The sequence below is a fragment of the Cloacibacterium rupense genome (assembly GCF_014645495.1).
Classification (GTDB): Bacteria; Bacteroidota; Bacteroidia; order Flavobacteriales; family Weeksellaceae; genus Cloacibacterium; species Cloacibacterium rupense.
On sequence record NZ_BMLV01000008.1, the window covers coordinates 1 to 24,035 of the forward strand.

The following is a 24,035-nucleotide window of genomic DNA, read 5'->3' on the forward strand; positions in this document are numbered from 1 at the left end:
AATGGTATTCTATTGAAATTTCAAAGAAAATGAGAATTCTAATTATTTCAACTCTTTTATTTATTTCTATTGGATGTGAAAAGCAAGACACCTTTAAAATTATTAAAAACAATTTTTTATATATTGATAATAAGGATAATATTTATTTAAAAGAAAAAATAGATATTGCTAGTGAAAAATATCCTCAAAATAATAAAACAGTTTATTTAGATGCAGTTTTATATAAAGATAAAGTTTTAAAGTTAAAACAATTAGTGGATACCGCAACATTTCATCAAATTGGAACAAAAGATAGCAAAGATATTTTTGTTAAGGGTATCTATAAAGATAAAAAGCATATATACATTTTTAGAAATTATCCTGCTTCTTATCCCAATATATGGGCATCAGACAAATAATTCAAACTCGCAACAAATGTTGCGAGTTTTTTTATGTCCAAAATCCAACCGGCAAACCACAAGGTAAATATTGGATTACTACTATCCCTACCTCTCTTACCATCTTACAGGCAAAATCTGCCGGTTTAGAAGTTACAGACGCTTTACCAATCTTCCCAGAAACAGATGTAGCAAACTGTGAAAACCCAGATGAATTGGTATTTGAAACTCCTTTTGCATTGTTAGAAGATGCTAAAATGGCAGGAAGGGACTTAGCAACTACTTTGCCTAGAGAAGTTACCAATGTAATTGTTAGAAACTAAATTTAAAAATCTTTTTGAAGTCTCTCTCATTTTTTTGAGAGAGATTTTGAAAAAAATTAACTTTTAAAAATTAAAATTATGTATGAAATATTAAGCCCAAGTGTACAAAATATACTTGATAGGTTAGATGAAGCTGAAAAAAACGAAAAAGTAAAACTGCGTATTGGGGTATTCTTTGATGGAACTGGGAATAATAAGTTTAACTCTGATGAAGCTTACTACACGCAAAAACTACCAATTAAAGATGATAAACCTCCAAAAGTGGATATAACCCCCGAAAAAGGAAAAACTTTTGAAGCAGAAGCAGGATCTAGTTATTGGAACGCTTATACTAATATCACTTTACTGCATGATTTGTATGAAGAAAAATTAATTAATAAGGGAAAAAATCCATATTATGAAGTTCAATTAAAACAATACGTTGAAGGCATCGGAACTAAAGAAAAAGAACAGGATGATGTAATAGGTGCTGCACTTGGTGAAAGCAAAAAAGGAGTAGTAGAGCGGGTAAAAGAAGCATGTAGTGAGATTACCAATAAAATCAACAACCATTTTGTATCCATACAATCACTTCCTGAAAACAAAAAGCAAAAAATTCGTTTTGAGATTGAAGAAATTAAGTTTGATGTCTTTGGGTTTAGTAGAGGTGCTGCTGCTGCAAGACATTTTTGCAATGAAGTGCTGAAAAGAAAATCTTTTCCCGAAAAATTAAATGACCAACAGAATAAAGCCAACCAAAAAGTTGCCGCAAAACCACAAAAACAAAAAAAATACAATGAGAAAAAAGTGGCAGATCAATTAATGGTAAAAAAAGAGAAAAATCATATGCTACAACCAGAAGATACTGGGAGTTATATGGAAGAACTTTTTAACACTACTCTTTTTATAGATTACCCTATAGACAAGATATCGGTAGAATTTTTGGGCCTTTTCGATACGGTAATTTCACAGATGTTAGAAAAAAAGGGAATTATAGACGCTGCTGAAAATTTTTATGACTTTTTAGATATATTAGAAGAAAAAATTGATGATAGTTTTATTTTGAATGCCATAGAAAATGTAAAAACGCCAATTACGGGATTTAGCATTCAGCAAATTATGGATTTAATTTCGGAAGGCACTAAAGAAATAAAGGATATCCCAAAAGTAAATCCATCATTAAAAAACGCCAAGATTAAAAAAGTATTTCACATTATGGCACAAAATGATTGGCGAGAAAACTTTCCTGTAACGCAGGTTACCGACGCTTTTGATAGTAAACAAATGTGGATGCTTGGTGCGCATAGCGATATTGGTGGAGGTTATGCATCTGCAATCGTGGAAAAAAATAAACTGCATTTTATGGATGTTTCCATGAAAGCAACACCAGAACAAGTTGCGAAATTAGAAAAAGAAAGGGAAGATTTAAGGAATTGGTATATCAGCCAATTATATTGCAAACCAGACGAATTAGATTGGATAGAAACACACCATGTTTCTGAAACCAACTTAATTTTTCCATCCTCTAAACTTACAGAAAAACAAAAAGAATTTATGGAAGAGCAACTGCAAAAAGTAGAAGGAGATACATTCTACAAATTGGAAGCAAAACATTACAAATTAGTTTCTACCAGAAAACTGAACAGTAAACTTTCTTTGGTTCCGTTTTATGTAATGCAACACATGGCAATGAATTTCGGAAATGTTCCGTTTGATGAAAAATTAAAGGCAAAAACAAAACATCCAGAAGAATATATCTTACCAAAAGAATTAGGTGATTATCTTGAAAATATGAAAAAAATTGCAGAATCGGGTTGGAAGAAATATAAAGATGGTTCTATTGCAAACTATGAATATCTTTTTAGAGACTTTTCAAACAAAATCTATGAAATAGATGCCAAAACGTATGAACTGATTGCCAATAAATTTATACATTTATCCGCTAATTATAATGGAGTGCCGAAATTTTTAGAAATTTTAGATCATAAACAATTTGTATATACCAATGTTCCACAATTTAATCCCAATATTGCAGAAAGAGAAACACAGCCTTACCAAAGGTTCTCTTACACTCCTCAACTTACTGTGCAAGACAAAGTTCATTCTCATTCTCATTAGCATTTTGCTAATTTCTTGCAAACAAACCAAAGGACAGGAAAAGAAAGATTCTATAGATCGCTTTGAATGGTCTGCAGCTGTTTCTGCCCCCAAATTTTATCCGGCAGCAGGAACCGTAAATTTTGGTTATGCAGGAGCGGGACAAAGCACACCTTTTGATCCAGGTTGGGGAGACCAGTATGGAAGTTTTGTAACAGGAGATCGCTATAAACCTATTCCAGAAAAAGTTTTTATAGATTATGCTTCAGCAACAGATTCTCTTCCATATAAAGGAACATTGAAACTTCCAAAAGATAAAATTCTACAAATTTTTAAAGAAAATCAGAAAGATTTTTATAAGACGCATGAATTTAGTCCTCTTAATACGTTTTCCTCTTATATCGTTGTGGGTATGGCTCCAGGTGGTTGGATTCGGGTTTGGGTAAGAGGAAACAATGATTTTCAATTAAAAGAAGTGTTGAAAGCACAACTACCAACTTATCATGACCCAAAATTAAATAAGGTTTATGGAAACAGAAAAGATTGGGATGAAAAATCAATCTATTGGCAAAAACACGGAGTTCCTTATGAAGCATGGGCAGAAAATGAGAAAGTGTATGAATATGGGATTAAGTTTGTTACAAAGAATAAAAAAAGTAATTTTTACACAAGCAATGTAGTTTCTAAAGATGGATGGTGGACATCTTTTTTGGCAGAAGGAACAGCAATTGACAGTCTTAACACAAAAAATAATACTTGGAGAGGAAAAATACCTGTTGATGTCTCTATTTCTTGGAAAGATTCAATATCAGGACGGGTATATGATAATAAAATTGCTATGCCTAAAACTTTTGAGAAAATTTTTAAGGATACTTATCTACAAAATAATGAGTTTGTTAATAGTTATATTTATTTAGAGTTAGAAAAGGACAACAGACATGTTACAGTTTTTTTTAAATCAAAAAAAGGAAAAATAAAAGTATTAAGATTTAAGGGCTCTTTAACCAAAAATAAGGATTTGTTTGATAATTATCCATATCCAAAAGACATACAATACTTCATAAAATAAAATGCAAAAATACAAACTCCTCAACTTACTGTGCAAGACAAAGTTCATTCTCATTCTTATTAGCCTATTTCTCATTTCTTGCGAAAAAGAAAAAAAAACAGATGAAATATTAGTGGATAAATTCTGGTGGGAGCCAGGTATTTCGGCTCCAAAATATTATCCTATTGGTAGCTGTGTTGTTGATTTTGGTAATGCTGGAAATAGTAGTAGAATGTCATTTGATAATGGCTGGGGAGATGAGTATGGAAGTGTTTCTTCTGGTGAAAAATATAAAATACTCCCTCAAAAGTAGATCTCTCTTATAATACAGCTATAGAAAATTATACCTACCAAGGTGCTGTAAAACTAGATCAAAAAAAAATATTGTATTTATTTCAAAAATATTGCAAACAAAAATCTGATATTGCCTATTTAACAGTAGGCATGGCACCAGGAGGTTGGATAAGAATTTGGTTTAAAGCTCGTGATGAAAAAACAGATGACTATGTAAGTATCGAAGTAGCAAAAGCTCAATTAAAAGGGAGCTATGATGATACAGCAGACGAAAGATATAAAGTAAAGAATTTTGAGAATTGGGGGAAGTATTATATCTATTGGCAACTTCACGGTATCCCTTATGAAGCATGGGCAAATAATGAAAAAGAATATGATATGTATTTTGATTTTGAAAAGCCTAATCCAAAAAACGAAGTTACTGACCCTGCATATTCATCATTAGATGGCACATATTACTTTAGAACACCTCTTGATAGTTTATTAAAAAGAAAATTACCTGCTGACCTTGTTGCAGTTTGGAAATCAAAAAACAGTAATGTATATTATGATACTCATGTAACATTTCCTAAAAATTTCTCAAAATTAGTTGAGGAGCGAAAGTTTAAAAAAGTTATAATTACTTTAAAAATAGAGGATGACGACCAACATGGAATTTTGTATCTAACATCGGGGAATAAAAAAGAAAAATTATTGCGTTTTAAAAATTATCCATCTAAGGATTCAGTTTTAGGGAACAGCGATTTTACAAAAGAAATAGAGTATTTTATAAAGTAATCAAAAGTCTATTTATCTCAAAGAACAATTTCTAAAGAATCCGTTTCAATAATAAAATTGAGACGGATTTTAGAAATAATTGGGATCAATTTTTGACAAGGGAAAATGCGTACATTTATCGGCAAATTTTAATTCTGCATTATTAGAAATATTAGACCATTTTAATTTCGCATATACCAATGTACCACACTTTAAAGATGAAAAAAATTTTCAAGATCCGCCTTACAAAAGAGAAATTTATATGCCAGAGCTTGGCGCTTATGATAAGTCTTAGCTTATTGTTTCTATTTTCTTGCCAAAAAACAAAATTTCAATGGGAGCCAAGTATCTCTGCTCCCAAATATTACCCTGTAGGAGATGTAAAAATTGATTTTGGTAATGCTGGGCATGGAAGCTTAACCAATTTTGATAATGGTTGGGGAGATACTTATGGAGCTGTTTCTTCTGGTGATATATACAAAGAAGCTCCAAAAGAAGTTTTTATTAGTTATGTAAGTGCAATTGATAATTTGGTATATAAAGGAGAAGTATTGCTTCCACAAGAGCATATAAGAAGTTTATTTGAAAAATATAAATTAGATAAAAAAGATAATCTAGGATATTTAGTGGTAGGTATGGCACCAAACGGTTGGATACGAGTATGGTTTCAAACCATAGATAAAAAAGCAAATGATTTAGTATGTATAGAACTAGCAAAGGCAAAGCTAAAAGGTTATGAAGATAATACAATTGGAGAGGGTTTTAGAAATAAGAAATCAAAATATTGGGATAAGTATAAAATCTATTGGCAACTTCACGGCATACCATACGAAGCATGGGCAAATAATGAAAAAGAATATGATATGTATTTTGATTTTTATAAACAGGAAAAAAATAAGGTTGGATTTAATTATATTTCAGCAGACGGTACGTATTATCAAAAGGAAAATGAAAAATGTTATCAAAAGCTTCCTGTGCAGTTCAACCCAATCGCTTGGCTTGGTAAATCAAACATTGTATATGAATGCAACGTAGCAATGCCTAAAAATTTTAAAAAATATATTGAACAAAAAAAACTAAAAGAAGTAAAGCTAAAATTTGAATTAGAGGATGATGATCAACATGCAGTTATATATCTTATTACAAATAATTTAAAAGAGAAAATAATGAGGTTTAAAAATAAAACTCCAACAGCAGAAGAAAAGAAAAATAATGATTATTACTACGCCACAGAAGTAGAATATTTTATAAAATAATTAAAAGGTTATTTATTTCAAATAATAATTAAAAAGAATCCGTTTCAATAATAAAATTGAGACGGATTTTAGAAATAATTGGGATCAATTTTTGACAATTGAAAATGCGTACATTTATCGGCAAATTTTAATTGCCCTTGTAATAAAGTTTTCAACTTTAAGCAAAATAAAATAATTAAATTTAGTTAAACGAACTCTTCGACTTCATAAAAGTTTTGAAACGTAAAGTACTTCATATATCAGCTATACGTTTTTTTTCAATCATTAATATTAGTGAAATTTTGTTCATTAATATTTATTCTTAGAGTTTCATCTTCTTTTTCATCAATCATTAGCATTTCATCAGAATTGTCAAAAAGGTATGCGCGATCAACTAGTTTTAAAGCTGAATAAAGGTTTTTTAATGTATTAGAATATCTTGTTAATATTTTTTCTGTATCAACGTCGTGTCCGCCTTTTAATACTCTGTTCTTTACTCGGGAAACATTTAGTCGAGGCTCATCCAAACAAATAAAATATAAATATACTTTGTACCCTAATTTTTTGGCCTCCATGATTTCATCAATTTTGGAAGTATGGCTCATAACTGTTTCAAAAGAAAATGAAATATTTTTATTTAAAAGGTTCTCTCTAATAAATGAAGTAATTAAAGCAGCTTCATAGCTATGAGTATCACGAGATTTATCAACAATTATATTTTCTTTAATCTCAATATCTATTTTGTGACCTTTTTCTTCGGATTTTTGTAAAAGTGTTTTTGCATTTGCGCTTTGCAAAAAGAGCATTAAATCATTTTGGTTTAAGTTTAGCCCATATTGTTGTAAATCAAGGAATCCTTTTTCAAAGATTTCTTTTTCTATTATATCCGAATTAATGAATATTCTGGGGTTAAAATTTCTTTGGAAAGACTCAAATAAAGTAGATTTTCCCGAGCCATTAGGGCCCGCAAAAATCCTAAGTCTTTTTATTTTAGGCATATTATGCTTCCTTTGGTTAATTCAGTTTTATCAATATTGGTTTTTCGAATAGAGGCTGTTTTAATCATATTTCCTTCAAATACCTTATATATTGAACCATCTTTGATAATATCATAGGGAATTTCTAATGCTACTGATGACCGTTTTGCATTTTGTGAAGCAGCTTTAGCAAACTTTATAAGCACCCTTCTGCTGTTCATCTTACGAGAAACTCTAATTCTGCTTCTAATGTTATTTATTCTGCTCATTATAAATTTATTTTATGCTAAATTACATTTTTTTCTTTATATAAGAAATAAATACTCTTTAATTTGAATTTTATTCAAATTGAGTATACTTAATTTAAACATTAATTTTACTCAGTGAAAATTAATTAATCTTATCATGAGTTAAGTTTAAATTTCTCTTTTTTTTGATAAAAAAATGAAAATTCATGTTTTATAATCAATTGATTTTATTATATTTGTATGAAACTAATAAGCATTTGTCTATATGGTGAAAACTCAAACTTCTTCTATAAAACAATCTCCGAGCTTGAATGTATTTTATAGCAACTCTAAATTGATGTACTGCATCGAAGGTCAATTACTCTGCTTAATTTTTATAAAACAATGCTAGCTCATCCATGTATAATATCACACATAAAATCTATTATTGCTCAATCTAAAGAAAGGGTGATAAGAGCGGTTGACCATCAGCGCACACTCATGTATTGGCATATTGGCAAACGTATCTTTGAAGAAGAGCAAGAAGGTAAAGACCGTGCTGATTATGGGAAGTATCTTACGGAATACATAGTTAATGAACTCGAGCCAGAATTCGGAAGTGGTTTTTTTACGATACAATTGAATTGGTATAGACAGTTTTTTCGAACATTTCCAATTGTGTCTCCACTGCGGATAAAATTAAGTTTGATAGAGTATAAATTGCTTTTAAGTTTTGATAGTTAAGGAAAAAGGAAGTTTTAAAAAAATTATAAATAGTAGATTTCTTATGAAAAATTGAGAGAAAAATCAAAAAAATAAAAATTGAATAGCGAAACTAATCCAAACTTTGACTTCGTTAAAATACTCAATGAGGACAAAACGTATAAGCTTCTCTTCCCTGAAAGAGAAGTAGGATTGGCTATTGTTCTAATTTTCGAGAAGATTGAAAACAAAAATTTTGAAGAGGGTAAATTCACTGAGAAAGACTTGCACGAAGCTTTTGAGCAAATCTACATAACTAAAGAACGTTATCCTAAAGAAGTATACAGTGAGCAGATAATGAACTTACAAGAATACTTCTTGGATTATGATCAACAAACTCAAAAATATTATTTTAAAGATTACGCCTATAAGTTTTGTAAGTACGCTAAAGAAACTTTACAAGGAGCATTTAATCCAACTCGAATTCAGAAAATTTGTATTAATCTGACAAATACATTAAGAAACTCTGATGACCTTAGATTTTGGTTAGAAGAGGAATTCAAAAAATACGAACCTGACTTAAGAGAACAGATAGACTTTCTTGATCGCCAGATTTCTCTATCAATAGAAGATTTAAAGAAAGAAACCAATCTATTAAACCAAAGTTTTATTGATGTTTTAGTAGCAACCGAAGAACGCTTGACAAAATCACAATCTCACGTAAAAGAATTACGATCCGCTTATTCTGAAACTAAAACTATGAGAGGATTATTGGAACAGAAAAATAATTCTGATAATGATATTAACAGTTTGATTTCTGAGGTACATTATTTTATTAAATATATTAATGACCGATTAAATTCAATTGACCGGAAATTAGACAGAATTCAACCTAAAATTCGTCAACTTTTTTCGACTTTAAACAAGCCTGCCTTCAATTCCAAAATTGAAAAATTTATTTCATTTCTTCTTAAGAATAGCGAACTAGATAACAAAAAAAATATTATTTTCCCTCAAGGTATTCCGTGTCCTGTCATACATATACCTACACCGAATTTTACTATAATTAGTAGAGATAAGGAACTGTTTCCACCTAAGCCCAAAGAACGTAAGCAGTATAAACAGAATGAAAAAGTTATTCGTGAAAACAAGGAAAGAGTGCTTGCGAAAATTAAAGAAATTGATACAATTCGAAAATGGGAAAATCTTATTTTATCTGAAATAGCATTGAGAGACCAACTTAATTTGTCTGACGTATTTTTTAGAATTCTAAAAGAAGAAAATAATAGTCAGATAGCTGTAACGGTTCTTTTTAACTTGATAAAACATATATATGGTAATCCTGAAAAATTACAGTTAATTATAGAAAAATCATTAGTGACAAATAATGAATTTAAAAATATTTCGCTATGGAAAATGATGATAACAAAGCTACAGTAAGTGATTTTTTATATGCAGAAAATGCAAAAGAATTTTTTGCAGAAATAGATTATCTTTTAAAAGATGGAATGCACTTTCAGAAACAAGGTAATCAGATTCGCTATTTTAATTTTATCGATAAGAACATTGACAGTCTAAAGCTATATTATCAGGATTTTTTCGATGTAGAACTTTCTGAAGGAGGTGAAAGACCAAATAATTATTTCTTTTTAGATTTTTATGGAAATAGTCGTGGAAATATATCTCCACGACATAGGGAAATATTGAAAAGTGAATATATAATCATCGGTTTTATAATCTATAAAATCATTTATATTGATAAGGAAATAGATTTAGATTCAGTTCAAAAGCTAAAAGAAAAAATAAGAATTGAATATGAAGATTATAAACCGGGAATATATAGGCTAATTGCAAAATCAAAAAATATTACTCCGGGAAATTTTAATGATAAAACGATAGATACTACAATCCATTCAGCATTGGAAGAGTTTAGAAAAATTGGCTGGATTGAATTAAGCAAAGATGAGTTTGGTTTACTTCCAGCTTTTGACAGGCTGATAAAGATTTATGAAGAATATATCCTGAATATTGATGAAACCCTAAATGAATTGAAATGAAAGACTATCCAAGAATAAAAAGGTTATCTACTTTGGGGATTGTTCATCATCAAAATTTTGATTATGAATTCAGTTCTTTCAGAACAGATTTTGTTGGAGAAGGAGGAGCAGGAAAAAGTATGATTTCCGACCTTCTGCAATTGGTTTGTGTGGGAACAAAAGCATTCCACTCTCCAACAAAAGGTACAGGACCAAGAAAACCTCATACGATGGTACTACGAACTGAGGGTAAAGGAACAGATATGGCATATGCATTTATCAATATTGAAAAGGATGAAAATCAATATTTGGTTATAGGTATTTATTTAGAGAGTTCGGGCACTTCTAATATGTTTATTATTCAAGACGGAAATAATTTTGATACGGATACTCAGTTGATTCCATTTTCAAAATTGCTGGGTGTTGAAGATTTCCAAAAGAACAACATCATTTTTCCAATTAATGAATTAAAAGAACATATACAAAATAATCTAAACCTTACTTGTGAATCTTGGGAAAGAACCGCCAACTATCATAAGATACTTTTCAAAAATAATATTTTACCAATAGACCTTTCACTCAACAGTAAAACTTTAGATAATTATGCTAAAATCATTCAGGCTTTTTCCAGAGAATCTTTAGATGTAAGTAAAAGTCATAGTTTACAATCTTTCTTATTTGGTGACGATAAAGAACAAGAATTAATTAAAAAGTTTTATGATACTGTAGAAGAATTACAAGAAGATACAAGACAGTTTGAAAGTAATTTGGAAGAAATAGAGTCATTAACCATCAAACAGACTCAACTTAGTAATTTACTAGATTTAAAAACCATAGAAAAAGATGCTCAAATATTATATTTAAAATCTTCCTACAAATACTATATAAATCAAATTTTCATAAACTCGAATAAACTTCAAACTCTGTTAAATGATTATTATTGCAGTCTGCAGTCACTTCCTTTGTTGAAAGAAAATGTTTACGAGAAAATTGCTTGGGCAGAAAAAGAGTTAGAAAATATAGAACCAAAATGGGAAGAAGCTATTAAAGTTAAAAACGAATTGGATACGAAGGTCTCTAAAAGGAAAAAATTCTTTTCCTGGATGCAGGCGTTTAATTGTTCACAAGAAGAACTTATAGAAAAGTTCAACAAATACCATAAATCCAAAGATACTATAAACAAAATAAGAGAATTAGAAGAAATTTTAAAATCTGAAAATATACTTACTGCATTCAAAAGTAATGAGTATAAGGAAAAAAATATAGTATATCAAATTGATAAACAACTTGAGAAGTTAGCAAGAGATTTAGAACTTAAAAATAAACTCAAAGCTTTAAATAATATTGATGATAAAAATTCTTTGGCTCATTGGGCTTTAAATTTACCAAGTAAATTAAACATGAATCAGGAAGCAATTATTCGTAAATATCAGAATGAAGGTGTTAAAATAGAATCTCCTGCTGATTCCTCTAAAAGATATATCCCTAGTCCTGAAGCGTTACTGAACAATATTGTTATATATAAAAGTGAAGATAAGGCGTTTTGGCTTAATCTCAACGGTGTTATTGAATTTTTTTCAACGAATTTTTCTCCAATTTTCGACACCCAAGATAAAAGTAAGATAAAGGAATATTTTGAAAAAGAAACTACAAATATTCTAAGTGATATTAAGAGCTTAGAAAAAGAGATAAAAGAAAAAACAATTTTAAAAAATGTTTTCGAGAATTTAGAAAATCCGGATGGGTATCTGAAAGCGTGGAATACTCAAACAGATTTGGAAGACCAACTTGAGACTCACGAAATGTATGAAGTAAGTCAAAAAGATTTCTTTGAGTATTCCAGTCTATACAGCCAGACTTCTATTGAGGAAGATTTTAAGCAAAGTAAAGCTGTATATTCTCAATTGAATACCAATAGAAACCATTTAATAACCCTCGAAGATAATTTAACAAGAGATTATGAAAACTTCTTTACGCTAAAGACTAATCAAGAGATAGAAAGTATTAAAAATAATCATTGCTTTGCTTTCGAAGAAAATTTCGACAAAAAACATTTTTTCTCTTCTATGTTAGATGCTGAAGACTATTATAAAGAGTTCAAAAATATTTATCTTCAGGAAAAATCAAAATATGAAACAGCGGAAGATATTATTAAATTGAATAAAAGAATTGTAGAATTGATTTCAAACAAAAATGAAATATATTCACAAAATATTGATGCTTTAAAGAATGTTCACGATTCTTCAGAAGAGTTAACCCTGCAAATAATAGAAGAACTTAAAAATAACTATGATACAAAAAAAAATAATTACGATTTAGAATATAATCTTTTAGTTAGACAGCACTTAAAGAATAATGTAAATCGCTTCGAAAATACAGGAGACTTCCAGTCTTTATGTGAAGAGATTTTGCCATCCGAAATTTTGAATGATATTACCATATTAGAAAAAGAAGTTATTGAAAAGATAGGTAAATATCTTAAAGGCATTAACTTAAAGAACAGAAGATTAAACAGTCGAAAACTTCAAAAACTTGCTGTTATCGTTGAAGAAGTATCCAATGAAGTAAGTGACCAAAGAAATGATATTAGATTAATCAATAATTTTCTTAATTCTGGCGATAAAGAAATAACGGGAGGTCACATAGTAAGTCTAGAGGATTTTAGTGAAGATTCATTTTCTTCTGGATGGATGAATGCTTTTACCGATAGTATTACTAAAGATTTTGAATTAGGTTTGGATGATTCCTTATTTGAATCAGAAAAAGGAATTTCAAATGATTTGGAAAGATTTCCTTCTTTAAAAGAAAAGTTATTAGAAGCATTTTACAGATCGGGTGGTTCGAGAAATCTAAAACCAAAAATTGAAGAACTATTGAATCCGAAATTGTACTATAATGTAAAGTTTTCAATTAAAACAAGTCAAGGCAAAAAGAACGATGGCAGTACGAGTCAGGCTTATGCCGCGATTGCTTTATTATGTATTGCAAAATTATCTCTATTAAATAAACAATCAAAAAATAAATTTATAGAATCTATTCGGTTTATGGCTATTGATGAAGCAGAGGGGTTAGGAAGTAATTTTGATATGCTTTACAAAATTGCTCAAGCAAATGACTATCAATTGCTGTCTCTATCTATTAATCCTAATAAAATTGATATAGAAAAACAAAACATATACTTACTTCATAATAGTCGCGAGAATGAAAAAGTTAATTATGATCCAATACCTATTTTTGGATCAACATTCAATAATTTATAAATTATGAGAAGCATTGAATGGAAGTATTTAAAAGGACTTCACCAACTTTATGAAAATGGAAAGACTAAGTTAAAAATTCTCAATAATGAGTATATTTATTTAGTACTCTTCAAGCAAAAAAAACTAATTAAGTTCCAAGAAGGAAATCATTCTGTTATAATGGTTACTAATAATAAAAGATTTGCAGATTTTTATGAGCATAATTATTTAAAAACCTATAATTACTATGATGATTTTTTTGCAGATTCCGGTATAGAAAATAATGCAAAGAAAACTTTCACAGAAGAAGATTTAAAAGCATTGGTTTTCATTTATTATAACAGAGATGAACTTAGAAATAATCTTACAACTCAAAAGAAATTCTCTGCGCAAGTTTTTAAATATGAAAATTCTAAATATTTGGAGAATAAGCCAAGTTTGAAAAATGCTGTTTTACAATTGTTAGAAATTGACGAATTTCCAGAAGTAGATCCCAAAAATCAGCAGTGGAGATTTATTGTTGATTGTTTAGATCCCAAATTCGTAGTATTATGCGAAAATCTGGATTGTCTAAAAGTGCCAATAGAATATCAGGAAAACAATATAGAGTTGTGGTATGTAGGCGGAAATAATACAAAACCTTTAATACATATTTCACAAGACAAGTTAAATCTTCCGATTTATTATTTCTGTGATTGGGATTATAGTGGTCTTAGTATCTATTCTCAGATAAAACAAATATTTAAAGATAAGGATAAGAATATTGAAATAATACAGCCATTTCCAAATGCCAAAAGGTTACCTGTTTCCGTAAAGCATCATAAGAGTAAATGGAAGAAAGCTGATTTTTCCAATTTGACAAAGAATCATTTCACAGAAACTCAAATTGAACTAATTATGGAGCTTATTTCAAGCGATGAGTGGATTGAAGAAGAATCAATGGACTTAATAGCAATTATGAAAGATAAATCAATATTTAATATATCGTAAAATGGAACAAATATATAATTCAGATAAACCGATTGATAATAAAAATAAGGATCGATTTAACAGAAATAAATTTTCTTCTTGAATATCTTAATATAAAAAGCGATGAAGGATTAGTCATAGGACTATATGGAGTTTGGGGTGAAGGCAAAACTTCAGTACTTAATATGATTCAAAATGATTTAGAAGAGAAGGATGATATTTTTGTAGTAAAGTTTAATCCTTGGATATTTAAAGACGAAGATTTTCTGATTTTAAATTTCTTAAAAAAAACATCTCGATTGTACTAGATTAGGATTTGAATAATGCAAAAGAAAAATTTGGAGGATTTATAAAAAAGTATGTTATTGGTGTATGAGAAGGTGTGTTGAATATTGATTTGACCAAGACTGGAGCAACTCTTTCTGAATAATTAAAAAAATCAAAAAATGAGGTAACCCTACTTATCTTCGAAATCAATTGTATATTAAAGTGTTTTAATCAAAAATTAGTACATTTACATGTTTTAGGACTTTACCTTTTTAAGTAAGAAGAAAGTTTTGAAATAATTTAGTAAATACTAAAATTTTTTTATTTAAGAATAACTATGACTAGTATAAAAGATGTTTTTGAAAATAAATTAAAAATTGATTCTAAAACAGTTTCAATAGATTCTCTATTTAATAATGAAGATAAATTAAAAAATACTAACTATAAGCCTTTTTATCAAAGAAATTACGTATGGGATGATGAAAAAGCTACTTACTTCATTGAGAGTATTTTGTTGGGGACAGAGATTCCTCCATTAATTTATTTTAGAAATATTTCAAAAGTAGAAATTATTGACGGTAGACAAAGATATCAAACAATTCTTAGGTTTATCAACAACGATTTTAAATTAAAAAGAAGTGGTTTAAAAAAACTTTCTAATAAAGATTTTATTGGAAAGAACTTTGATTCTCTAGACAAAAAGTACAAAGACTTAATATGGGATACCAAACTTAGAGTGATTGAATTTAGTTTTAATACTAAAGATGGTATAACCGATATAATTGAAGATAGTGTAAAAAAAGAGATTTTTAAGAGATATAATTCAGGTATTACTCCTTTAAAAACAAATGAAATAGATAAAGCAGAGTTTCTTTATGATGATTTAAATCAATATTTAAAAAATGAAATAATTAGCGATAAAAGAATTTTTGAAATATTACGGTCTTTATTTCATTTTGAAAAATTTAATGAAGAAGTCCTATTAAAAAAAATAAGAGAATTATTAGTAATAGATTACATTCCTATAAAATATTACTCTGTTAAAAAGAGTAATGTGGTAAATCAGTTTTACGAGTATTTATATGATAACATTGAAACAATAGATTTAGAAGATCTGCGAAATGTTTTTATTACAAAAATAAATATTCTTGAAAATATTTATAAGAAAATTAAAAATCAGGACGAGTATAACAGATTGATTTCCGAATGTCTTTTTTGGGTATTGTCAATTTTTCATAAAGAAAATAACCATTTAAGTATCCCTAAAGATGATATACTTAAAATTGCAAATTACATTGATGAAAATATAGAAAATTATAAAATGGATAGAAGTTCTTTCGCTATTCATATAAAAAATCGTTATGAAAATATTTCTAAAATTTTTCAAAAACTATATGGTATTAATTTCAATGTTTATTTGAAAGACTCTATTGATTTCAATGAGCAATTAAACAATATTAATAATACCCAAGATAATACAGAAGTTATAAGTTTTGAAGATTTAAGAATTAATAAACCTGAACCCTCTTCAATATCTATTGATGATATTATCAGGTCAATGAAAAGACAGAAGTTTATAATTAGACCACAATATCAAAGAAATGAAGTTATTGATAAAAAGAAAGCTTCTTCAATAATTGAGAGTATATTATTAGGGATAAAAATCCCCCCAATATTTGTTTATAAAAATGATGGAGTTTCTGAAGTCATAGATGGTCAACAACGTCTTCTGTCAATTTTAGGATTTTTAGGTGAAGATTTTATTAATACAGATAATGAATTTGAATCCACAAAAAAAGACTATTACTCTTTAAATTTGAAAAATGGTATTCTGTCTGATTTAAGTTCCAAGAAGTTTAAAGATTTGTCACCAGAGTATCAAGAAAAAATTAAGAATTATGATTTATGGGTAGTAGAAATTGACTCTAAATATAATGACAAGTTTGATCCTGTAGATTTATTTATTAGACTGAATTACAAACCCTATCCTATTAAAATTGATTCTTTTGAAATGTGGAACTCTTACATTTCAAGAGATTTAATCAATACTATCAAAGATGTTTACAACAATAACAAAGATTGGTTTTATTTCAGAAAAACAACTACTAGGATGGAAAATGAAAACATCCTTACCGCTTTGATTTATCTACAATACCAGTTTATGATTTCAAATGATGCTTCTAAGTTATATGAAGCATTAGACTATTATAAGGTTGGCAATAAAATTAATTTTAGGCTAAAATCTAAACCAGATTTAACAAGAATATTAGAGAATGAGCCTAAGAAACTAGTGTTTATGTCTAATGTTTTTGAAGCTGGTTTTATTAATAAATTAAAACTGTTAATTACTGATGTAGGTCAAAAGAATTTAGCTCTAAGCTTAGATTACTTGCTATGTGTAGATAATGGAAGAAGAACTCAACAGTCTTTGTATGCATTATGGTATTTTGTTAATGAAGTTGATATTTATAACATAATTAGTAACAGTAAGGAGATAGTTAAGGATATACGAAGGTTGTTTACCCAAATGAATAACGTTAAAAACATTGATGAATTTAATGCTTCTGTAATAAGATTTAAACAAAAACATTGTAAACAAAATTCTGAAAATTTTATATATAAAATTAAACTTGATAGTATTCTAAAAATAAATAAAGGAATTAATAAAGAGTTTTTGTCTCCTGTTTCAAAAAAAGAAATAGGGGTTACTTTTATAGAAAAAATTAAAAGTTTTGAAAAACGTATTGAGAGTGAAAACTTTAAACTTTCGATTGGTGATTATGATGTAAAAGATTTAAAGAAAATATTCGAAACGGATAAAATTATGATAAGTAGTCAATATTCTTATGAAAACTATGACTTGTATTGGGACAAAAATAATTATTATGTGGATGATAGTATTTTTGTTTTAAATAATAAACGAGGAGGCTTTTTATATGAGTATATTTATATGCTTTTATCTTCAAAGGCTTTTTTCAATACAAGAAGTAGCAAAAAGCTAACAAAATTAAATATCAGTGAGTTTGAAATCCCTATATTAGATGAAGATAGTCAAAAAGTTTTTAAGAGTTTTTATGATCTTATCTTAGATGAAGAAGATATTAATAGAAAAATATATTTTATTAATGTTGTTAATAATCTTTGTAATTTCTTTTTATCTAGTAGTTTTTTTTCCCTAGAAAATATTACTATTACAAATATTCTTAATGACTTAAAAAGTCAATTTGAAAATAATAAGAATTCAGAAGACATATATAGAAAACTTTCTAATAACGATTCTGTCCTCTCGAGTTTTATTCTTAGAATGAATTATTTATTTAGAAATAATGAAAAGGATAACTAAAGTAGAAATAGAGAATTGTAGAGCTTATTATAATAAATATCATATAGAGCTTCCAAGAGGAGAAAATTTATTGATATACGGGGAGAATGGTTCAGGTAAGTCATCTCTATTTAAATCTTTTCATTATTTTTTTAAAAATTCTATTTCAATACAAAATTTTTCTAAAAACTTGTTTAATCAAGGAAATGATGGAAAGATAGAATTAACATTTTCTGAAATTGATGATCAAGATAGACGTGTTTTAAATTCAGATGTATATAAGTTTTCTGATACTGATTCTAACAATAATGTGTCTTTTATCAAGGAATCTTCATTACTTAATGGATTCCTTGACTATACGGACTTATTAAAGATTTATCTGAAATCTGAGCCAAATCCAAATTTATTTAACCTAATAATCAGAAATTTACTGAAAGAGTTTATTCCTGTTCAAACAGGTGTTTCTTCAAGTATTGGAGCTCAATATGAATTTCTAATAAAAAATCTCATTACTGATGCAAAGACAAGAAATAGTCGTTGTCATAAATTGGGTTTAAATAAAATATCTGATTTTGATGGAAATTTAAGAGTTATTTTGGATTCTATTTTTGATTTAGTAAATAAATATTTAAAAGAATTCTTCGATTTAAAAGATATTTCAATTGAGTATACTCTTAAGCCAATCACATTTAAGTATCCGAATAATTATAGAGTAAGTTGGTATCTTGAAACTGATTTAAGATTAAAAGTCTTAAAAAATGGTCAGGAATTAGGGGATGAATATAAAGATTACCTAAATGAAGCAAGGCTTTCTTCTTTTGCAGTTTGTCTATATTTAGCATCTTTAAAACTATTTCCTACCCAAATAGAGTATAAGTTAATTTATCTAGATGATATTTTCATTGGTTTAGATACTTCTAATAGAATTCCTATCATAAACATCATAAATAAGGATTTTAATGATTATCAAATTTTCATATCAACATATGATAAGAATTTTTTTGAAGTATGTAATCATATTCTATCTAAAGGAAAACAATATAGTCAATGGAAATCGATTGAGATATATGTTGGAGAGTTTCAGGTAAATGACACAAGTACTATTGACGTACCAATTGTAATCACTAACAACAGTGATTTATCCAAGGCTAGGTTTCATTTATATAATAATGAAAGACCTGATTACCCAGCATCTGCAAATTATTTTAGAAAATATTTAGAAAAAAAGTTAACTGAAGTATTTCCTCAAGAGATTTTTAGAGATAACAATTTTGAAATTATTGAATCCTATAAATTATCTAAGGTATTTTCTCTTTGTCGTGATTTTCTACATAACTTAGATGTAAATATTACTGAATTTGAAGAGCTAAATTCTTATTTATTTATATTATTGCATCCTTTATCACATTATAACACGTCTATCAATACTTATAAAAGAGATTTAAAGGAGATTGACAATAAAATAAAATGTCTTTTTGAAGATTCTACTAAACTTGCATTTTTAAAAGATATTAAATATTGTGCATTTAATACAACAATTCAAGTAGAGTTTTATATTAATAAATATAATGTTTGGTATTACGAATTCTATATTAAAAAACCATTATACTTTGACCCCTCAAATAAAAAATTCTCTAAATGTGAGGTGGTTTGTACTCAATATTATTATACTAAGAATAATGTTGCTCAGCCTGTAAAAAAGCTGAATAAGGGCACTTCAAATATTAGATACAACTCCTTAGAAATTTCATACAATGAAATAACAAGTGTTATATTAAAACAATATCGTTTTTTTCAGAAGCCTCTTTGTATTTTTAATCAAGTGAGGATTTTTGATGGCACTAATTGGTTGAATTTTCAGTTCAAAAAGAAAATTGGAGCTAGAAAATAAAATTGAAGAGTTGTAAAATTTGGTTTCTAAATACAATACTGAAATTTTTGCAAGGTTCTTTGCATACTTAATAAAAAAGCAATCCGGCCTTTTGCTGAGGTTGATTTAAGCAAGTTTAAATCCAGGCTAAAAGGCTTTCTATACCTGATTGCTTTAAATACCTTTTCTGAAAGGAAAAGAAAAATTTGAATATTCCGATGAAGAATTAAGATTCCTTGTTGATAAGCTCAATATAATAAAAGATTTAAATCGAGTTGTGAAATTAACAAGTTGTATTAAGGAATCTGTCATTTATGAAATGATGTTAATTAATCACTTTGATAATGAGTTATTTAAGTAAAATATAAAACTAAAGCTACTTATATCTCTTTATAAAGACTACTTAGTCTGATTTTATTTTTTATTGTATCATCAATTTCTTTTTTTGTTATACTTTTAACTAATTGAAAGAAATAGTCAACCTCTATTTTAAAATAATCAGTTATAAGATATAGATTTTCTAAAGTGGTATTCGGTAGGGTCTCTTCTCTAGCAGAGTTCCATGATTTATTATATTTTTCAGAAATTTCATTATTTAGATATTGCTGTGTCATTGGTTTTCCATCAATAATTATTTCTGTTCTTAATTTCTTTAGAACAATACCTACTGCTACTTTATATCTAAATATTTCTTTATGAAATTTCATAAAGTAAAATAATTTATAATAAATTACATATTCAACGACGTTTATGTCGTTATTTTTATTATATTTGTAAAATAAGTTACTGAATATGTAACTTTGCGATACTTCAACGAAATATTAGAAGCTATTGCTTAGAGTCTTGTACTAGAAAACTGGTAATTTTTAAAGCAACAAGATGATAAGTATGAAGCTCACGACCTAGGCGTGGGCTCTCTTATCTGTTGCACGGTATACCAGTACCTCTAGTACGGATATTGAAGAGTCCCATGCCGTTTTCTTTTATGCCGTCCGCATTCTCTATTCCTAAGCAATTTTTCAAAATACAGTATCAAATTGACGGATACAATGGCAGCGCACCATTGCGGCTTTAGGGCTTACACGGGGAAAAATACATTCAACATTCATATCAAATTTTATAATTGAGCTTTAGGAAAGGGAGGCTGTGTATGATGTCTCCCAACCTAGGGTGAGAGGTAAAAGGAAAATAGTGAATGGTAAAAAAAGTAAAAAGTGAAAAAATATAAAAACATCAAAAGAAAAGCCCTTCCTGCGTAGTTTGGCGACTTGAGCAAGGAAGAGCGGCTAAGTTTAATTGTATAAACCATTGCAAAATTATGAAAAAAAACCAAATGAGTCTAGGCTATCTCAAGATGAGCCTAGTCGCTACTATGGTGTTGTCTGCTTATGCCCAAGGGCAAGAACGCACCATCACTGGAACGGTTACCGCAAACCAAAAACCTATTGAAGGGGTATTGGTTTTCCAAGAAGGAAATGACAGCGTAGCCCAAACCAATGCCTCTGGACATTATCAACTCAAAATCAAGGGTAATAATCCAGTTCTTATCTTTAAACACCCCGATTATTCTGAAACTAGAGTAGAAGTGGGGAAACTAAGTACCATCAACGTTTTATTACAAAAAGAAAAGCAAATAGATGAGGTGATACTCAATACAGGGTACTACCAAGTGAAAGACAAGGAAAGAACCGGAAACATTGCCAAACTTACCAATAAACAACTTGAAAATCAACCTGTAATCAACGTTTTGAGTGCTGCACAAGGGAGACTCTCAGGGGTAAGCATCGTTCAAAATAGTGGTGCCCCAGGTGGTGGTTTTGATATTCAAATTAGAGGTAAAAACAGTCTAAGACCTGATGGAAGCTATCCTTTAATTATTGTAGATGGTGTACCCTTAAATGCCCAAAATAACTCAATCTCTTCTTTATCATCGGGTATTCTTTCTAAAGGAGAATCTTCTCCACTCAATAGCATCAACCCTAATGATATAGAAAGCTTTGAAGTTCTAAAAGATGCGGATGCTACAGCAATCTATGGAAGTAGAGGAGCCAATGGAGTAGTTCTTATTACGACTAAAAGAGGTAAAAACCAAAAATTAAGTGCTGAACTATTGCTCAATACTTCCGTTTCTAAAGTAAACCAATTTATCACTTTTGCTGATACTCCTCAATATCTACAAATGCGAAAAGATGCATATCAATTAGATAATATTGTTAATTATCCTGCCACTGCATATGATGTGAATGGAAAATGGGATAGCCAAAGATATACTGATTGGTACAAAAAATTTATCGGAAAGTCTTATCTTAATATGCAACAGCAACTCACGCTATCCTCTGGCAGTACACAAACTCAATGGTATATGAGTATCCACCGTCAGGAGCAAGATACTCCCTATGGAAAAGACTTTGGCTATCAAAGAAAAGGCTTTAACCTGAATATGGTACATCAAAGTGTTGACCAAAAATTCAGAATCAGCCCTACCATATATTATACACTACAAGACAATAACTTGATAGATAGAGACCTCACTGCACAAATTATTCTTAGTACCAATGCCCCATCATTGTATACTGACACAGGTGCCTTGAACTGGGAGAACAACACCTTTGACAACCCTATTGCTAAGCTTGAGAATAAGTTCAACTCTCAGTTGAAAACCTTCTCTGCACAAGTAAATAGCCAGTATGAAATTCTGCCAAAAGTATTGCTAAAACTAAATGCCGGCTATACCCAAACTTTACAAGATGAAGAGCGTTTGAATCCATCTACTGCCTATAATCCTAATCTGAACTACACCAGTACCAATAGCATTATTTATCTCGGAAATGTACAAAGAAATAGTTGGATTGTTGAGCCCCAAATTTCATGGAGTAAAGAATGGAAGGAGCACCGCATTAGTACTTTGATTGGTCTTACCTTAGAAGAAAAAAAAGACCATATTCAAAGATTACAAGGGAGTGACTTTGCTTCTAATGATTTGATTCAAAATATTGCCAATGCCAGGGTTCAAAAAGTCAATGAAGACAGTAGGGTACAATACCGATATTCTGCTTTCTATGGAAGATTTAATTATGACTATTCTGGGAAATACCTGTTGAACCTTACCGCTAGAAGAGATGGTTCTAGTAGGTTTGGTGCAAATAACCGATTCGCCAATTTTGGAGCCGTAGGAGCTGCTTGGATTTTCAGTAAAGAAAACCTTTTTCAAGAGAATGAGGGACTTAGAAACTTTTTGAGTTTTGGTAAAATCAGAGCCAGTATAGGAACCGCAGGGAGTGACTTAATAGGGGATTACCAATATTTGGATACTTATACAACAGGAACATTGCTCTATGACGGAGTAGTTGGAATGTACCCATCTAGACTTTATAACCCTAATTTCAGCTGGGAGAAAACAACCAAGCTAGAAGCGGCCATAGAGCTTGGTTTTTTAAGAGAAAGAATCAACCTCAACCTATCGTGGTATAGAAATCGTTCTAGCAATCAATTGGTAGGTGTACCTCTAGCTGCAACTACAGGTTTCTTAAGTTTACAAAGTAACTTTCCAGCAAAAGTTCAAAATACAGGACTTGAAGCAGAATTTAGTGCTTCCATATATAAAAATACTTCTTTCAAATGGGAGGTTAGTGCCAACTTTACCCTTCCGAAAAGTAAACTCTTGTCTTACGACAACCTATCTAGCAGTTCTTATGCAAGTACTTATGTGGTAGGAGAACCCATGAATATTAAAAAGGTATACGAATTCAAAAGAGTAGACCCAACAACAGGTATTTATCAGTTTAGTGATTTGAATGGAGATGGCAAATTGGATAGCAATGACCGTCAAAAAGTGGTAGAAATAGGGATGAAGCATTTTGGTGGAATCAGCAATCAGTTCCGTTATCAAAACTTGAGTTTGAGTTTCCTAGTTCAATATGTAAAGCAAAAACAATACAGTATGGACTATAATCTTTCATTACTCGGTATCCAGAGAAATATTCCTACTTACATGCTCAATTATTGGACCCCTGAAAATACAGATGCCCAATACCAGAGACCAAGCACTGGAGGCAATTCTGAGGCTTTAACGGCATTCTCTAGATACAATGCTAGTGATGCCGTTATCGTTGATGCTTCTTTTATAAGGCTGAACAATGTACAGTTAAGCTATAAATTCCCTTTAAATAGTAAAGGTATAGAAAGCCTCACCCTGATTGGTCAAGCACAAAACTTAGTTACCATTACCAATTACAAAGGCTTAGACCCTGAAGTGAATGGCCTTTACTTGCCAACGATGAAAACCTTTTCTATGACTGCTATCATTAAATTTTAAAA

19 protein-coding genes are annotated in these 24,035 nt (G+C 29.3%); 16 read left to right on the forward strand and 3 right to left on the reverse strand.

Annotated elements, in window-relative coordinates:
* The 7 genes from IEW40_RS13775 to IEW40_RS13805 form a co-directional block, all read left to right on the forward strand.
* The coding region (locus tag IEW40_RS13775; protein ID WP_229663463.1) for a hypothetical protein at nucleotides 1-398 on the forward strand (398 nt) is incomplete at its 5' end.
* Nucleotides 380-700 (forward strand): hypothetical protein, encoded by a 321-nt coding sequence (locus IEW40_RS13780; protein ID WP_188618703.1) that lies wholly within the window; start codon nucleotides 380-382, stop codon nucleotides 698-700. The genes IEW40_RS13775 and IEW40_RS13780, both read left to right, overlap by 19 nt.
* A 78-nt stretch (nucleotides 701-778) precedes the next feature.
* Nucleotides 779-2,797, forward strand: a complete 2,019-nt coding sequence (locus IEW40_RS13785; RefSeq protein WP_188618704.1) for a phospholipase effector Tle1 domain-containing protein — start codon at nucleotides 779-781, stop codon at nucleotides 2,795-2,797.
* A gap of 4 nt (nucleotides 2,798-2,801) precedes the next feature.
* On the forward strand, nucleotides 2,802-3,845 hold the full coding sequence (locus tag IEW40_RS13790) for a DUF2931 family protein (protein WP_188618705.1): 1,044 nt from the start codon (nucleotides 2,802-2,804) through the stop codon (nucleotides 3,843-3,845).
* A gap of 1 nt (nucleotide 3,846) precedes the next feature.
* Entirely contained in the window at nucleotides 3,847-4,137 is a 291-nt protein-coding gene (locus tag IEW40_RS13795; protein WP_188618706.1) for a DUF2931 family protein, read from the forward strand.
* 20 nt (nucleotides 4,138-4,157) lie between these two features.
* The gene (locus tag IEW40_RS13800) at nucleotides 4,158-4,895 is read left to right on the forward strand and encodes a DUF2931 family protein (protein WP_188618730.1); all 738 of its coding nucleotides are present in this window, start codon (nucleotides 4,158-4,160) and stop codon (nucleotides 4,893-4,895) included.
* Nucleotides 4,896-5,092: 197 nt separating this feature from the next.
* Nucleotides 5,093-6,130 carry a DUF2931 family protein gene (locus tag IEW40_RS13805; RefSeq protein ID WP_188618707.1) on the forward strand — a complete coding sequence of 346 codons (1,038 nt, stop codon included), beginning with the start codon at nucleotides 5,093-5,095 and terminating at the stop codon, nucleotides 6,128-6,130.
* A 257-nt stretch (nucleotides 6,131-6,387) separates the two neighbouring features.
* On the opposite strand, the gene IEW40_RS13810 is transcribed toward IEW40_RS13805, so the two are convergent.
* Both IEW40_RS13810 and IEW40_RS13815 read right to left on the reverse strand, forming a co-directional pair.
* Nucleotides 6,388-7,107: an ATPase gene (locus tag IEW40_RS13810; protein WP_188618708.1), complete on the reverse strand. Its 720-nt coding sequence runs from the start codon at nucleotides 7,105-7,107 to the stop codon at nucleotides 6,388-6,390.
* Nucleotides 7,095-7,355 carry a hypothetical protein gene (locus IEW40_RS13815; RefSeq protein ID WP_188618709.1) on the reverse strand — a complete coding sequence of 87 codons (261 nt, stop codon included), beginning with the start codon at nucleotides 7,353-7,355 and terminating at the stop codon, nucleotides 7,095-7,097. Before IEW40_RS13815 ends, IEW40_RS13810 begins: the two co-directional genes overlap by 13 nt.
* A 363-nt stretch (nucleotides 7,356-7,718) precedes the next feature.
* On the opposite strand from IEW40_RS13815, the gene IEW40_RS13820 reads away from it, so the two are divergent.
* From IEW40_RS13820 to IEW40_RS13855, 8 genes are all read left to right on the forward strand, one after another.
* The gene (locus IEW40_RS13820; RefSeq protein WP_188618710.1) at nucleotides 7,719-8,057 is read left to right on the forward strand and encodes a DUF1016 N-terminal domain-containing protein; all 339 of its coding nucleotides are present in this window, start codon (nucleotides 7,719-7,721) and stop codon (nucleotides 8,055-8,057) included.
* A gap of 78 nt (nucleotides 8,058-8,135) precedes the next feature.
* Nucleotides 8,136-9,455 carry a hypothetical protein gene (locus IEW40_RS13825; protein WP_188618711.1) on the forward strand — a complete coding sequence of 440 codons (1,320 nt, stop codon included), beginning with the start codon at nucleotides 8,136-8,138 and terminating at the stop codon, nucleotides 9,453-9,455.
* Entirely contained in the window at nucleotides 9,425-10,072 is a 648-nt protein-coding gene (locus IEW40_RS13830) for a condensin complex protein MksE (protein WP_188618712.1), read from the forward strand. Before IEW40_RS13825 ends, IEW40_RS13830 begins: the two co-directional genes overlap by 31 nt.
* Nucleotides 10,069-13,311 (forward strand): DNA repair protein Rad50, encoded by a 3,243-nt coding sequence (locus tag IEW40_RS13835; RefSeq protein ID WP_188618713.1) that lies wholly within the window; start codon nucleotides 10,069-10,071, stop codon nucleotides 13,309-13,311. Before IEW40_RS13830 ends, IEW40_RS13835 begins: the two co-directional genes overlap by 4 nt.
* A 3-nt stretch (nucleotides 13,312-13,314) precedes the next feature.
* A complete protein-coding gene (locus IEW40_RS13840) occupies nucleotides 13,315-14,280 on the forward strand; it encodes a toprim domain-containing protein (protein WP_188618714.1) in 966 nt (321 codons plus the stop codon).
* A 32-nt stretch (nucleotides 14,281-14,312) separates the two neighbouring features.
* A complete protein-coding gene (locus IEW40_RS14280; protein WP_188618715.1) occupies nucleotides 14,313-14,567 on the forward strand; it encodes a P-loop NTPase fold protein in 255 nt (84 codons plus the stop codon).
* A 296-nt stretch (nucleotides 14,568-14,863) separates the two neighbouring features.
* Entirely contained in the window at nucleotides 14,864-17,869 is a 3,006-nt protein-coding gene (locus tag IEW40_RS13850) for a DUF262 domain-containing protein (RefSeq protein ID WP_188618716.1), read from the forward strand.
* The gene (locus IEW40_RS13855; protein ID WP_188618717.1) at nucleotides 17,853-19,739 is read left to right on the forward strand and encodes an AAA family ATPase; all 1,887 of its coding nucleotides are present in this window, start codon (nucleotides 17,853-17,855) and stop codon (nucleotides 19,737-19,739) included. The genes IEW40_RS13850 and IEW40_RS13855 overlap by 17 nt, the downstream gene beginning before the upstream one ends.
* 359 nt (nucleotides 19,740-20,098) lie before the next feature.
* Here IEW40_RS13855 and IEW40_RS13860 read toward each other — a convergent pair whose 3' ends face one another.
* Entirely contained in the window at nucleotides 20,099-20,425 is a 327-nt protein-coding gene (locus tag IEW40_RS13860) for a hypothetical protein (RefSeq protein ID WP_188618718.1), read from the reverse strand.
* A 611-nt stretch (nucleotides 20,426-21,036) separates the two neighbouring features.
* On the opposite strand from IEW40_RS13860, the gene IEW40_RS13865 reads away from it, so the two are divergent.
* Complete coding sequence (locus IEW40_RS13865; protein WP_188618719.1) at nucleotides 21,037-24,033, forward strand: SusC/RagA family TonB-linked outer membrane protein; 2,997 nt, start codon at nucleotides 21,037-21,039, stop codon at nucleotides 24,031-24,033.
* Nucleotides 24,034-24,035: the final 2 nt, after the last annotated feature.

Bases quoted from the DNA above. Each gene is read 5' to 3' on its own strand.
- IEW40_RS13815 (WP_188618709.1), bottom strand. From the start codon at position 7,355: ATGAGCAGAATAAATAACATTAGAAGCAGAATTAGAGTTTCTCGTAAG.
- IEW40_RS13860 (WP_188618718.1), bottom strand. From the start codon at position 20,425: ATGAAATTTCATAAAGAAATATTTAGATATAAAGTAGCAGTAGGTATT.
- IEW40_RS13785 (WP_188618704.1), top strand. From the start codon at position 779: ATGTATGAAATATTAAGCCCAAGTGTACAAAATATACTTGATAGGTTA.
- IEW40_RS13840 (WP_188618714.1), top strand. From the start codon at position 13,315: ATGAGAAGCATTGAATGGAAGTATTTAAAAGGACTTCACCAACTTTAT.
- IEW40_RS13805 (WP_188618707.1), top strand. From the start codon at position 5,093: ATGAAAAAAATTTTCAAGATCCGCCTTACAAAAGAGAAATTTATATGC.
- IEW40_RS13850 (WP_188618716.1), top strand. From the start codon at position 14,864: ATGACTAGTATAAAAGATGTTTTTGAAAATAAATTAAAAATTGATTCT.
- IEW40_RS13820 (WP_188618710.1), top strand. From the start codon at position 7,719: ATGCTAGCTCATCCATGTATAATATCACACATAAAATCTATTATTGCT.
- IEW40_RS13865 (WP_188618719.1), top strand. From the start codon at position 21,037: ATGAAAAAAAACCAAATGAGTCTAGGCTATCTCAAGATGAGCCTAGTC.
- IEW40_RS13780 (WP_188618703.1), top strand. From the start codon at position 380: ATGGGCATCAGACAAATAATTCAAACTCGCAACAAATGTTGCGAGTTT.
- IEW40_RS13855 (WP_188618717.1), top strand. From the start codon at position 17,853: ATGAAAAGGATAACTAAAGTAGAAATAGAGAATTGTAGAGCTTATTAT.
- IEW40_RS13810 (WP_188618708.1), bottom strand. From the start codon at position 7,107: ATGCCTAAAATAAAAAGACTTAGGATTTTTGCGGGCCCTAATGGCTCG.
- IEW40_RS13830 (WP_188618712.1), top strand. From the start codon at position 9,425: ATGGAAAATGATGATAACAAAGCTACAGTAAGTGATTTTTTATATGCA.
- IEW40_RS13835 (WP_188618713.1), top strand. From the start codon at position 10,069: ATGAAAGACTATCCAAGAATAAAAAGGTTATCTACTTTGGGGATTGTT.
- IEW40_RS13795 (WP_188618706.1), top strand. From the start codon at position 3,847: ATGCAAAAATACAAACTCCTCAACTTACTGTGCAAGACAAAGTTCATT.